At 51.1% G+C, this 13,293-nt stretch carries 10 protein-coding genes; 9 read left to right on the top strand and 1 reads right to left on the bottom strand.

The features are described from left to right. The first annotated feature begins 62 nt into the window (after positions 1–62). The 6 genes from NOS26_RS08615 (at position 63) to hpf (ending at position 7,010) form a co-directional block, all read left to right on the top strand. Positions 63–275 carry a hypothetical protein gene (locus NOS26_RS08615; protein ID WP_014017025.1) on the top strand — a complete coding sequence of 71 codons (213 nt, stop codon included), beginning with the start codon at positions 63–65 and terminating at the stop codon, positions 273–275. 77 nt (positions 276–352) lie between these two features. Continuing rightward, complete coding sequence (locus NOS26_RS08620; protein ID WP_074787163.1) at positions 353–847, top strand: hypothetical protein; 495 nt, start codon at positions 353–355, stop codon at positions 845–847. A gap of 410 nt (positions 848–1,257) precedes the next feature. Then, on the top strand, positions 1,258–2,301 hold the full coding sequence (locus NOS26_RS08625; RefSeq protein ID WP_074787161.1) for a protein tyrosine phosphatase: 1,044 nt from the start codon (positions 1,258–1,260) through the stop codon (positions 2,299–2,301). Between the two features lie 396 nt (positions 2,302–2,697). Next, the gene (locus NOS26_RS08630; protein WP_074787159.1) at positions 2,698–4,014 is read left to right on the top strand and encodes an S-layer homology domain-containing protein; all 1,317 of its coding nucleotides are present in this window, start codon (positions 2,698–2,700) and stop codon (positions 4,012–4,014) included. Positions 4,015–4,382: 368 nt separating this feature from the next. Beyond that, a complete protein-coding gene (locus tag NOS26_RS08635; protein WP_074787156.1) occupies positions 4,383–5,726 on the top strand; it encodes an S-layer homology domain-containing protein in 1,344 nt (447 codons plus the stop codon). Positions 5,727–6,485: 759 nt separating this feature from the next. Next, on the top strand, positions 6,486–7,010 hold the full coding sequence (gene hpf, locus NOS26_RS08640; RefSeq protein WP_022497913.1) for a ribosome hibernation-promoting factor, HPF/YfiA family: 525 nt from the start codon (positions 6,486–6,488) through the stop codon (positions 7,008–7,010). A gap of 219 nt (positions 7,011–7,229) precedes the next feature. On the opposite strand, the gene putP is transcribed toward hpf, so the two are convergent. Next, entirely contained in the window at positions 7,230–8,735 is a 1,506-nt protein-coding gene (gene putP / locus NOS26_RS08645) for a sodium/proline symporter PutP (protein ID WP_169013637.1), read from the bottom strand. 176 nt (positions 8,736–8,911) lie between these two features. On the opposite strand from putP, the gene secA reads away from it, so the two are divergent. The 3 genes from secA (at position 8,912) to NOS26_RS08660 (ending at position 13,280) form a co-directional block, all read left to right on the top strand. Continuing rightward, positions 8,912–11,377 carry a preprotein translocase subunit SecA gene (gene secA, locus NOS26_RS08650; protein WP_095340524.1) on the top strand — a complete coding sequence of 822 codons (2,466 nt, stop codon included), beginning with the start codon at positions 8,912–8,914 and terminating at the stop codon, positions 11,375–11,377. A 105-nt stretch (positions 11,378–11,482) separates the two neighbouring features. Then, a protein-coding gene (gene prfB / locus NOS26_RS08655) for a peptide chain release factor 2 (RefSeq protein WP_333491161.1) occupies positions 11,483–12,593 on the top strand; the annotation gives its coding sequence in 2 pieces (ribosomal slippage) (positions 11,483–11,539 and positions 11,541–12,593; 1,110 coding nt in all). Further along, positions 12,594–13,280, top strand: coding sequence for an LmeA family phospholipid-binding protein (locus NOS26_RS08660; RefSeq protein WP_014017015.1), 687 nt, complete (start codon positions 12,594–12,596; stop codon positions 13,278–13,280). The last annotated feature ends 13 nt before the right edge of the window (positions 13,281–13,293 follow it).

Genomic DNA, 13,293 nt, shown 5'->3' on the forward strand with positions numbered 1-13,293 from the left:
CGATTTCCCGGTTGTACAAAGAAATTGAAATCTGATACAATAAACTCAAGGAGGTGTGGCCGATGGATGAAGAGATGATGCAGGATGTAAAGGAGCAGCTGGTGGGCGCGTTGGACTATGATCAAGCAGCGAAAGGCGTTTTGTCACAGAAAATGGTGCTGGCTTATATCTTGAAACGGACGGTTCCCGAATTTGAATCGGCCAGCCTCGACGATATTGCCAATATCTACATCGAAGGGACGCCGGAAGTCAGTACGGTTCCGGTTTCTAATTGATTTCTTCACAAAAAGGAACCGAATTTACCAATAGCGACTACAATAAAATAAAGAAGGTCTATACCATCTGGATTTGCATGGAAGCCCCGCAGGGAAAAAGCGCTATCAACCGCTATCAGCTGAAAGAACAGCATTTGCTGCACCGCTATAAGGAACCTTGTCAGAATTATGACCTCATGGGCATCATCTTTGTCTATCTGGGAAACAGCAAAGTCAAAGACCGGCTGATAAACCTGCTTGATTTGATGTTCAAATCATCAAAGAACGCCAGTGAAAAGATTACGACCCTGCATAATGATTTTGGGATTGATTTGACACAAGAAGAAGAGGGGGATTTGGAAGTCATGTGCAACTTAGGAGAAGGAATCTACGAAGATGGCCTGATGAAAGGCAAACAAGAAGGATGGGAGAAAGGTAGAAAAGAAGGCAGAAAAGAAGGCAGAAGGGAAGGAAAATTGGAATTAGCTCTTGAAATGTTGAAGGATGGGATGGCCTTAGAAAAAGTAGCAAAGTACAGCAAATTATCACTTTCCATCATCAAGGAACTTGCTAAACAAAATAAATTGATTTAGGAATAATTACAAAACACCGCTACGGGGCAAGAAACCATTGGCGGTGTTTTTGTTGAAATTCCCTCGGATTCAGATGCGGCGTTCCGCCGCGACAAACTCAAATTGACAATGACGCTTCGGGAAACCCTCAGCGCATAGCGGGCCGCCCTTTGGCCGGCCCCTACGACGGCCCCGGATGGGGCCCTTTCCACGAGCCGAGGGTTTCCTGAGGCGATGTCGTCTATTTGAGTTTAACGCCGCGCAGTGGCATGGGGGATGTACACAGGATTCACGCGGGACGCCCTTTGGGCGTCCCCTACGAATGGCGGCCTTGCGGGGCGGTCAGGTCCCTTTTATATATATTCCCTCACACGTTTTACTAAACACGTATAATGCATAAAAACAAATTATTACAATCGAAAGGAAAAATTATGATTAGATGTAAAAAAATTGCAGTTATCCTGGCTGTTTTTTCGGCCATGGGTATGGTTGTTCAAGGTCAAGGAAATGGCGATAATATCGCTTTTTCTCAAGGTGGACGCACGCCTTTGCCGGCTTTGGCGCCGGCCGCTTATGAAGGGCATTTCTGGCGTGTCGATGCGGAAAATGATGCCTCTCTGCCTCGGAATTTCCGCACGTGTCAGTCACCTTTTCATAAGGTAGAACATAAATATGCATCGGAAGTCGATTCGTCTTATGTTCCATCGCGGAAAGGCCTGGATGATTTACGTATTTCCGGGTCTGGCCAGTTTTCGGCCCGCCAGTTCGACGCCCTGGTCCAGGCGTTGCGGAAAAAGACGAAAGGCCCCATTTATGATGTCGACTTGCGGCAGGAGTCGCATGGCTTCTTCGATGGTACGGCAGTTAGCTGGTATGGCCGCCACGATTGGGGCAATATCGGCAAATCTCCGACGGCCGCCTTGGCTGATGAACAGCAGCGCTTGCAGGCCGTTTTGGGAAAGGACGTCATCGTCTACGACCAGGGGAAAGGCGATTTGCCCATTCATCCTCGAGTCATAGCGGTCCGACGCGTCCAGACAGAACAGGAACTGGCAGACAGCAAAGGCATCCACTACGTCCGCCTGGCTAACACGGACCATCTTTGGCCGACGCCGGGCGAAATCGATGCCTTCTTAGCTTTCGTCCGCACCTTGCCGGATGACGCCTGGCTCCATTTCCATTGCGAAGCCGGAGCCGGCCGGACGACGGCTTACATGGTTATGTACGACATGATCAAAAATCCCGGCCTGCCCTATAAGGACATCGTCTACCGTCAGTATGAAATCGGCGGCAACTACACGCCGCACGACGTGGCCCATCCTAAACAGGGCGATTGGAAAGGACCGTATTATCATGAAAAACACGAAATGGTGTCTTTATTTTATCAGTATGTGCAAGACCAGGTGAGACAGGGAGGAAGTCAGTCGTGGTCGCAATGGCTGGAGAATAAAAGAATGAGAGTCAATAACCGTTGAGATAGAACTGCCATGAAAAACGATGGGCTGTGAATAAATAACCATAAATAAAATTTTTATGCAAAATTACCCTTTAAATTTTAAAAAATGGCGATTAAAAAATGAAGGGGAAATGGCTTTGTTGAGCCGATTTTTACGATGATAAAAGAGGGCAGCAAGCATTAAATTTTGACAAGTGCCGAAAAAAGTTGTATAATAATCGCAACAGGTGTGGTGCGGACGCAGGCAACACCTGCGAAAAGAGCAAAAAAACAGTACCTTTTTCAAGGCAGTAAAAGAGAGGAAACTAGGACAACTCGCCAATGAACCCTTGGAAAAAATACGTTTCGGCGCTCGCTAGTAACGGTGTAAGACTTTTTACGAAACTTATTTTTTATTGGAAAAGGGGTAATCCTCATGAAAACAAAAGTATTAGCAGCTCTCGCAGCAACTATGGCTGTTGGCGCAACTTGCGCTTTCGCAGCTAACCCGTTCGTCGACGTACCGTCTGACAGCTGGGCTTACAAATCCGTCGTAGAACTCGCTGACGCTGGCATCATCCAGGGTGTCGACGGCCAGTATTTCCAGGGCAACCGTAACATCACTCGTTATGAAGCTGCTGAAATGGTCGCAAAAGCTATGGCTCACATGGACAAAGCTTCTGTTGAACAGCGCGCCCTCATCAACAAACTCGCTGATGAATATGCTGACGAACTCAATAACCTCGGCGTTCGCGTAAGCGCTCTGGAAAACCGCGTCGGTAACGTTAAATTGACCGGTGACGCTCGTGTCCGTTACATCCATCAGGACAGCGATGACCAGGGCAAGGGTGAAGTTAAGAACGATAATTCTTGGTCTTACCGTGTCCGCGTTCGTGCTAATGCGCAGGTTAACGACCGCACGAAAGTCGTTTACGGCGTTAGCACTAACAATGTAAACTTCGCTGATAATAGCACAGCTAGCGATAGTAAGGACAATAACATCTTTACGGACCGTGCTTTTGTTGACTACAACTTCGGCGGCAACAACTGGGATTTGAAAGTTGGCCGTGATGAATATGATATGGGCGGTGGCCGTGCTTATGGCTTCCTCTATGGCGATACTTTCGATGGCGCTCAGTTGAAATATACCAACGATAAATTTGCTGCTACTGCTGGCTATGGTAAATTTAAAGAAGGTGTCATGGGTGGTGACAATGGTGCTTCGGCAGCTACAAAGACTGGCTATGGTGAATTAGAAGGCTTCTTCGGCGGTGGCCGTGCAGCTGGCTCTGCTGTAGGTGTTTACTACAATGACTTCAGTGGCAATAAGTCCTTCAATTTTGATGATGCTTGGGGAGCTTATGGTAGCTTGAACCTCGGCAAATGGAATGCTTTAGCTAACTACGAAAAATACAATAGTGAAAACAGCAAAGCAGATGATCCGGAAGTATGGGTTGGTAAGATTACTTACAATAAAGCTAACTTCGCTACGCCGAAGTCCTGGGATGCTTGGGTTGAATACCTCAATGCCGACAATGGTTTTGGTGATAAGACTCACGCATTCATTGGTTCTACACAGAGCTGGAGAAATGGTAACCTCTTGAACAACGTTAAATCTTGGGGTGTCGGTGCTGACTACACCTTCGCTAAGAACGCTCAGTTCCAGGTAATGCAGTCCTTCGCATCTGAAGCGAAAGAAGGCAACAACGATCCGGGCGAAGAAACACGTGCTCAGTTCGTATTCGTATTCTAATCTCTCCTTTACCGGAAGATTGCAAAAGGCCACTCAGAAATGGGTGGTCTTTTTTTTATATATATTCCTAATCGGCATAATACGTAAAACGTGGCTTGTTTCTGCCCTTTACAGGACTTTTTATCGTGATAAAAACTTACATAATTTTGACAAAACTTACAAAATAGAGTATAGTGGAAGGGAACTAGTATAGTGCTGTGCAGGTATACTAGTGAAAAGAGGTACGAAGAAATAGACAGTCTGAGGCAGTAAAAGAGAGGAAACTAGGACAACTCGCCAATGAACCCTCAGAAAATATGTTTCTGTCCCTCGCTTGTAACGGAGTAAGACTTTATAAGAAACTTATTTTTGGAAAAGGGGTAATACTCATGAAAACAAAAGTATTAGCAGCTCTCGCAGCAACCATGGCTGTTGGCGCAACGTGCGCTTTTGCAGCTAACCCGTTCGTCGACGTACCGTCCGACAGCTGGGCTTACAAATCCGTCGTAGAATTGGCTGATGCCGGCATCATCCAGGGTGTTGACGGCCAGTACTTCCAGGGCAACCGTAACATCACCCGTTATGAAGCCGCTGAAATGGTCGCCAAAGCTATGGCTCACATGGACAAAGCTTCTGTCGAACAGCGCGCCCTCATCAACAAACTGGCTGATGAATATGCTGACGAACTCAACAACCTCGGCGTTCGCGTAAGCGCTTTGGAAAACCGCGTTGGCAACGTTAAATTGACTGGTGACGCTCGTGTCCGTTATATCCACCAGAGCGAAGGCGACAAAGATAAAGCCGGCAAACCGGTCAATGCAGCTACGAAGAACGATGATTCCTGGTCCTACCGTGTCCGCGTCCGCGCTAATGCTCAGGTCAACGACCGCACGAAAGTTACTTATGGTATTAGCACTAATAGCATAAGCTTTGCTGACAATAGCAAGGCTAGCGATAGCGATAATAACAATATCTATACGGACTTGGCCAACGTTGATTACAACTTCGGCGGCAACAACTGGGACCTCCTCGTAGGTCGTTATGAATACGACATGGGCAATGGCCACGGCTATGGCTTCCTCTATGGCGATACCTTCGACGGCGCTCAGTTGCAGTATCACAACGACAAATTTGCTGCAACCGCTGGTTATGGTAAATTTAAAGAAGGCTCGATGGCTACGGATACCGATGGTGTCAAGACCGGCTACGGCGAATTAGATGGCTTCTTCGGCGGCGGTCGTGCAGCTGGTTCGGCAGTTGGTGTTTACTACAACGATTATACTGTTGCTGGTGGCAAGGATCGTACAGGTAGCTTTGGCTTTGATGATTCTTGGGGCGCTTATGCTAGTGCTAATTTCGGTAAATGGAATGCCCTGGCCAACTACGAAAAATACAATAGCACAGATAGCAAAGACAACGACCCGGAAGTCTGGGTTGGCCGCTTGACCTACGGTGCTGCTAACTTTGCTACGCCGAAATCCTGGGACGCTTGGGTTGAATACCTCAATGCTGACCAGGGCTTTGCTGATGCAAATGGCAACTTTGTTGGATCAACCTATGGCTGGAGAGAAGGCAGCCTCTTGAACAACGTTAAATCTTGGGGCGTCGGCGTTGACTACACCTTCGCTAAGAACGCTCAGTTCCAGGTCATGCAGTCCTTCGCAACCAGCGCCAAAGATGGCAATGCTGATCCGGGCGAAGAAACACGTGCTCAGTTCGTATTCGTATTCTAATCCTTCCTTTTGTAGGAAGATTACAAAAAGACCACTCAGAAATGGGTGGTCTTTTTTTGCACAAAACTGGAAAAGACGCAGATAGCCGCATAAACACATACGGCCCGTGGCCGTATTCGTAGGGGCTCGCACGTGGCGAGCCCGCTAGAGAGATTTGACCACAGCCTATCCGGTTTTAATGGTATGTTTTTACGAGCCACGAACCACGAGCTACCACGGCTTTTTCTTCGGATTCAGATGCGGCGTTCCGCCGCGACAGATTCAGACTGACAACGACGCTTCGGGAAACCCTCAGCACGTAGCGGGACGCCTTGTTCAGGACGTCCCCTACGAGTATCGCATACAGGCGATGGAAATGAGCACAGACCGCAAAAAAATGCACGGCCATCGGCCGTGTGCGTAGGGGACGCCCAGAGGGCGTCCCGCTGTGAGATTTGCCCACAGCCCATTCTGGTATAATGGCGGGCTTTTACGAGCCACGAACCACGAACCACGAACCACTATTTTTACGAGCCGAGGGTTACTCGAGGCGATGTTGTTAGTTTGAATCTGTTGCCGCAAAGCGGCATCTGAGTCCGAGACGACCTGCGACCGGCCTGGCCGTCAGGCCCAAAATAAAAAAATTTCAAATTTTTTTGTTTTTTTAGAAGGAATTTGCATCTCCGTGTTGAATACTATACATATAAGGGAAGAGACCACAAGGAATGAAAGCCATACATTTCTTAGACAGGATCTCCCCACGAAAGGAAGGGATGTTTTATGGCAACCATCGTTAGAGGTAAAAATTTAGAAATTACACCGGCTCTGAAAGATCACGTTGAAAAACAGGAAAAGAAAGTCACGAAATACTTTGATAACGAAGTCAATGTCCAGGCCCTGCTTTCTGTAGAAAAAGATCGGAAAATCGCTGAAATCACGTTGAAAGTGGACGGCGTCGTCCTCCGCGGCGTTGAAGCCAACGATGATATGTATGCTGCTATCGATTTAGTCTATGATAAACTGGTACGCCAGATTCATAAATATAAAACGAAAATCGCCCGCCGCATGAAGAAAGGCGCTTTCAATGACGCTCTCGTCGAAGGCCCGGCTGTTCCGGAAGAAAACTTCGAAGTTGCCCGCGTCAAGAAATTCGCGGCTCGTCCGATGGATGTGGAAGAAGCTATTTTGCAGATGAATCTCGTAGGCCACGATTTCTTCGTATTCCTCAATTCCAAGACCGATACCATCAATGTCGTGTATAAACGGAAACACGGGAAATACGGCTTGATTGAACCGGAATATTAAGAGCCGTTCATCGTAGGTCGTTCATCGTTGAATGAATAAAAGAGGCTGTCGCTTTTGCGACAGCCTCTTTTGTGGTTCGTGGGTCGTTTGGCGTGGTTCGAAGCAGAACGCTCGCTGACGCATCGCTGGAAGAATCCTGTGGATCGCCTTATTCTGCATTTGTATGCCTTTTCGAATCACGAACCACGGCAAACGAACCACGGAGGAACGGCACGTTCCTCATTCCTCTTCATTATGGAGGACGCTGATTTTAGGCGTATGGTGGATGGCTTGTTCGAATTCATCCTGGATTTCCTGGCTCGGTTCGCCGTCGAGTTTGCTGACGATGTAGATGGCGATGAGCGAGAAGAGGAAGCCCGGTACGATTTCGTAGAGGCCGAACCAGGCGAATTGTTTCCAGATGAGGACGGTCAGGCCGCCGACGATGATGCCGGCCAGGGCGCCATTCTTGGTCATGCGTTTCCAGTACAAGGACAGGAGGATGGTCGGGCCGAAGGCGGCACCGAAGCCGGCCCAGGCGTAGGATACCATGGTCAGGATGTAGCTGTTCGGGTTGAGGGCCAGGACGATGGCGCAGGCGGCGACGACGAGGACGGTCAGGCGGCTGACGTATATGAGTTCTTTTTCACTGGCATTCTTGCGGATGAAGGTGTGATAAAAATCCTTGGAGATAGCCGATGCCGTGACCAGGAGCTGCGATGAGGCGGTACTCATGATGGCGGCCAGGACGGCGGACAAGATGAGGCCCGATGCGAACGGCGGGAAGAGCTGGCGGCTCATGACCAGGAAGACTTTTTCCGAGTCCGCGCCGGCTAAGGGCGTCGGGACGACGACTTTGCCGACCAGGCCGACCAGGACGGCAGCGGCCAGGGAGATGACGACCCAGGTCATGGCGATGTGTTTCGATTTCTTCAGTTCCGTCGGGTCACCGATGGCCATGAAGCGGACCAGGATATGAGGCTGGCCGAAATAGCCGACGCCCCAGGCCAGGGCGGAAATGATGCCGATGATGCCTGTCGTCGTCGTGTCCGGTGCCATTTCCAGGAGGTTCGGTGCCGTCGCAGCTAATCGGGTCATGACGGCGTCGCAGCCGCCGAAGGCGATCATGCCGACGACGGGGACCAGGACGATGGCCAGGAACATCATGCAGCCCTGGATGAAGTCGGTCCAGCAGACGGCCATGAAGCCGCCCAGGAAGGTGTAGATGACGACGACGCCGGCGCTGAGCAGGAGGGCCGAGAAGTAGTCCATGCCGAAGACCGATTCAAAGAGTTTGCCGCCGGAGACGAAACCGGACGACGTGTATATAAGGAAGAATATGAGGATAAAGATGGCAGAGATGATGCGGATGATATTTTTGTCATCGTGGAAGCGGTTTTTCAAGTAGTCCGGCATGGTCAGGCTATTGTTAGCAACTTCCGTATAGTTGCGCAGGCGCTGGGAAACGAACTGCCAGTTGAGGTACGTGCCGATGGCGATGCCAATGGCAATCCAGGCAGCCGAGATGCCTGTCGAATAAGCGAAACCCGGGACGCCCATGAGCATCCAGCCGCTCATGTCTGACGCTTCAGCGCTCATGGAAGTGATCCAAGGCCCCAGGCTGCGTCCGCCGAGGATATAGTCGCTCAGCCGTTGCTGGGACCGGGAATAATAGACGCCGATTGCCAGCATGACCAGAAGGTACAAGGCAAAGGCCGTCAATATGGAAACATCATATTGCATCATAATCATAAAACCCCTTTCACGCGGTATATAAATAATAAAACTATTTTAGCATATTCATGCGTTGTTGTATATGGGAAATAGGTATTGCATTGTGAGTCGTAGTCGGGGTATAATGTATAATTGATATAATATCACAGAGTAGATTGCAAATTGTGTAAATTGGAGGTCTCGGATAGGTGTTTAATAAACTGATACAAAGACTGCTCGGGAATAATACCGAGCATGAATTAAAAAAGATGTGGCCTATTGTCCGCCGCATCAACGACCTGGAACCGAAATTGGCAGGCCTGAGCGATGCATCGCTGCAGGAAAAGACCTTCGAGTTCAAGAAGCGCCTGGCCAACGGAGAAACGTTGGACGACATTCTGCCCGAAGCTTTTGCCGTCGTCCGTGAAGCGTCGCGCCGTGTGACGGGCATGCGCCATTTCGACGTCCAGCTCCTGGGGGGCATCGTCCTCCACCGCGGGGATATCGCCGAAATGCGTACTGGTGAAGGGAAGACCCTGGTTGCGACTTTGCCGGTATACCTCAATGCCCTGACGGGCAAGGGCGTCCACGTCGTCACGGTCAACGACTACCTGGCTACCCGCGACAGCGAAGATATGGGCCGCATCTATAAGTTCCTCGGCCTGTCTGTCGGCCTCATCGTCCACGACCTCACGTATGACCAGCGCCGCCGGGCGTACAACGCTGACGTCACGTATGGGACGAACAACGAATTTGGGTTCGACTACCTGCGCGACAACATGGTCATCAGTGAAGACCAGATGGTACAGCGGCCGCTCAACTACTGTATCGTCGACGAAGTGGACTCGATCCTCATCGACGAAGCGCGGACGCCGCTCATCATTTCCGGCCCTGGTGAAAAATCGACGGACCTCTATTATACGCTGGCAGGCATCGTCAAGACCTTCACCAAGGACGACTACACGATGGACGAAAAGCAGAAGACCATTGCGCCGACCGATTCGGGCGTTGCCAAAGTCGAAAAGATGCTGGGCATCAGCAACATGTTCGACAACGAACACCTCGACTTGAACCACCTGGTCATCCAGGCCCTGCGGGCGCGCTTCATGATGCACCGCGACAAGGATTACGTCGTCAAGAACGGTGAAATCGTCATCGTCGACGAATTTACCGGGCGCCTCATGTTCGGCCGCCGTTACAGCGATGGTCTCCATCAGTCCATTGAAGCCAAGGAAAACGTCAAGGTCCAGGGCGAAAGCAAGACCTTGGCTACGATTACCTTCCAGAACTACTTCCGTATGTACGAGAAACTGGCCGGCATGACTGGTACGGCTAAGACGGAAGAAGACGAATTTAACAAGATCTACAAGCTCGACGTCTACGTCATCCCGACCAATAAGCCGGCTATCCGTAAGGATTTGCCGGACGTCATCTACAAGACGAAGAACGCCAAGTACCGCGCCGTCGTCCGGGAAGTCAAGAAGCGCCACGCTACGGGCCAGCCGATCCTGGTCGGTACGACGTCCATCAACCAGTCGGAAATCCTCAGCCAGCTCCTGGATAAGGAAAACATCGTCCACAACGTGCTCAACGCCAAATACCATGAAAAAGAAGCGGAAATCATCAAGAACGCCGGTCAGAAGGGCATGGTCACCATTGCCACCAACATGGCTGGCCGCGGCACGGATATCAAGCTCGGGCCGGGCGTCGCCGAACTGGGCGGCCTGATGATCATCGGTACGGAGCGCCATGAAAGCCGCCGTATCGACAACCAGCTGCGCGGCCGTGCCGGCCGTCAGGGCGACCCCGGTACGACGCAGTTCTTCCTGTCCCTGGAAGACGACCTCATGCGTATCTTCGGCTCGGACAATATTTCCAAGTTCATGGATAAGCTGGGCATGGATGAAGACGAACCGATTACGGCCAAGATGATCACCCGGTCCATTGAAAAGGCCCAGAAGAAAGTCGAAAGCCACAACTTTGAAATCCGTAAGTACGTCCTGGAATATGACGATGTCATGAACCAGCAGCGTGAAGTCCTCTACGGCCAGCGCCGCCAGGTCCTGACAGCCGATTCCTTGCGCGATACCATCATGGGCATGGTCGACGATATCATCCACGATGGCCTGGATAAATACGCTGACGAAAAGCTCTATCCGGAAGAATGGGATTTCGCCGGCCTCCTGGCTCAGATGCAGCAGTACTTCGTGCCTAAGAACGCGACGACTGTAGAAGAACTGGAAAACCTGAGCCGTGTGGAAGTCCAGGATAAATTGAAGCAGATCGCCGTCGACCTCTACGACGAACGCCTCAAGGAAATCGGCGAAACGACTATGAAGGAACTGGAAAAGGCCATCATGCTCCGCGTCGTCGACAGCAAGTGGATGGACCACCTCGACGCCATGGACGCCCTCAAAGAAGGCATCAACCTGCGTGCGTATGGCCAGAAGAACCCGCTCGTCGAATACAAATTCGAAGCCTATGAAATGTTCGAAGAAATGATCGACTCCATCAAGCGGACTGTCGTCACCTTCCTCTACCATATCCAGGTCACGTACAGCAAGCCCGTACCGCAGGCAGAAGATCATCTCCAGGGCGCTCATGAAGTCCATGAAGAAAGCAAACCCGTCAGCGCCGAAGACATCAAGCGCGATGAAGAGAGAGAAAAGCAGTAAAAGGCAGCCGTAGGGGCGCCCATGTGGGGCGCCCGCGCGAATCCTGTGCATAACCTATTACATTTATTTTTTAGAAGAGTGGTGATACTTGTGTTACTAGATGAAATGAGAAAACCTCTGGAAGACCTGAAACATAGAATACAAGAAATCGGGGATTCACTTTAACTTACCTCGGAAAAAAGAACGTATCATGGATTTAGACATGCAGATGAGTGACCCGGCCTTCTGGAATGACCCGGATAAGGCCAAGAAGATTTCCCAGGAAGCGACGCTGCTCAAGACGGAAGTCGAAGGTCACGAAGAACTCGTCCGCAAAGCTGACGACCTCAGCGAGTATTTGGAAATGGCCATGGAAGACGGCGATGCTTCCTTTGCCGAAGATATTGAAAAGCAGTACCACGACCTGCTCAAGGATATCGAGAAGCGGGAAGTGCGGCTCCTCTTGTCCGGCGAATACGACAAGTGCAACGCCCTCATTACCTTCCACGCCGGTGCCGGCGGTACGGAAGCCCAAGACTGGGCGCAGATGCTCATCCGCATGTATACCCGCTGGGCCGAACGCAATGGCTATAAACTGACTATCCTGGATATGCAGCCCGGCGATGAAGCGGGCATCAAGAGCGCCGCTTTCCGCGTCGAAGGTGAATACGCCTATGGCTATTTGAAATCGGAAAAAGGCGTCCATCGCCTGGTCCGCATTTCGCCTTTTGATGCTGCAGCCCGGCGCCACACGTCCTTTACGGCTGTCGATGTCATGCCGGAACTGCCGGATGATGTCGATGTCGAAATCAACATGGACGACGTCCGCGTCGATTACTTCCGCGCCTCCGGTGCCGGCGGCCAGCACGTCAACAAGACGAGTTCTGCTGTCCGCATGACCCACATGCCGACGGGCATCGTCGTCCAGTGCCAGAATGAACGGTCGCAGCTGCAGAATAAGGAAATGTGCTTGAAATACCTGCGGGCCAAACTCTTTGAACTGGAACAGGAAAAGCAGGAAAAACTGAAAGCCGAAATCGGCGGCGTCCACCAGGCTATCGAATGGGGGAGCCAGATCCGTTCCTATGTGTTCCACCCGTACAATTTGGTCAAGGACCATCGGACCAATGTCGAAACGGGCAATATCCAGGCTGTCATGGACGGCGACCTGGACATCTTCATCGAAGGCTATTTGCAGCAGGAGAAAGAAAAGAAGTTAGCAAAGCAGGAGCTCTAAATGAAAAAATGGATGATTTTCTTTGTCATCGTCGCAGCCTTCTTGGTCGGTGCCAATTCCTATGCACCGCAGCTGGCCGAAGTCGGCCTTTGCCAAGCCTTGTCGGCGACGCTCAATCTGCACAGCGATGATGTCCGCGTCCAGGCGTCGCCGGGAGCCAAAATCTTCCTCGGCGACATCGACGCCATTACCGTCCATGCCACCAACTTCCAAGCTGGCGATTTGACCTTCGCCCACTTCGACTGCAATCTCTACGGCGTCCACTTCAAGCCGCTCCTGGCCCTGGCCGATCAGGAAGTACGGGTCACGCGGGCAGAGAGCGGGGAAATGACGGCGTCCATCCGCAGCGAGGAGCTGGAAAAATTCCTCGTGAAAAAAGTCGAAGGCTTGAAGGACCCGCAAGTCTCTTTTGAAGACGATGCTGTCCGCGTCCAGGGGCGGGTGAAACTGGGCGGCCTCGTGTCGGCCCAGGCCGACGTCCGCGGTCATTTTGGCATGAAAGGGTCGAAGCTCATGTTCATCCCGTCGTCAGTGACGGTGGAAGGCATGGGCATGCAGATCAGCACGACGCAGATGGCGAGTGCTGATATTTACGACTTTGCCGGCTTTCCCCTGGGAATCCAGCCGGACAGCGTAACCATGCGCGACGGCCTCCTGACCATCCATGGCCAGGTGAGCAACTCATAGATAAGGTGAAAAG

Origin of the sequence: Megasphaera sp. SC8-1 (genome assembly GCF_024436295.1) — a bacterium.
Taxonomy (GTDB): Bacteria; Bacillota; Negativicutes; order Veillonellales; family Megasphaeraceae; genus Megasphaera; species Megasphaera elsdenii.

Bases quoted from the DNA above. Each gene is read 5' to 3' on its own strand.
- NOS26_RS08615 (WP_014017025.1), top strand. From the start codon at position 63: ATGGATGAAGAGATGATGCAGGATGTAAAGGAGCAGCTGGTGGGCGCG.
- NOS26_RS08620 (WP_074787163.1), top strand. From the start codon at position 353: ATGGAAGCCCCGCAGGGAAAAAGCGCTATCAACCGCTATCAGCTGAAA.
- NOS26_RS08625 (WP_074787161.1), top strand. From the start codon at position 1,258: ATGATTAGATGTAAAAAAATTGCAGTTATCCTGGCTGTTTTTTCGGCC.
- NOS26_RS08630 (WP_074787159.1), top strand. From the start codon at position 2,698: ATGAAAACAAAAGTATTAGCAGCTCTCGCAGCAACTATGGCTGTTGGC.
- NOS26_RS08635 (WP_074787156.1), top strand. From the start codon at position 4,383: ATGAAAACAAAAGTATTAGCAGCTCTCGCAGCAACCATGGCTGTTGGC.
- hpf (WP_022497913.1), top strand. From the start codon at position 6,486: ATGGCAACCATCGTTAGAGGTAAAAATTTAGAAATTACACCGGCTCTG.
- putP (WP_169013637.1), bottom strand. From the start codon at position 8,735: ATGATGCAATATGATGTTTCCATATTGACGGCCTTTGCCTTGTACCTT.
- NOS26_RS08660 (WP_014017015.1), top strand. From the start codon at position 12,594: ATGAAAAAATGGATGATTTTCTTTGTCATCGTCGCAGCCTTCTTGGTC.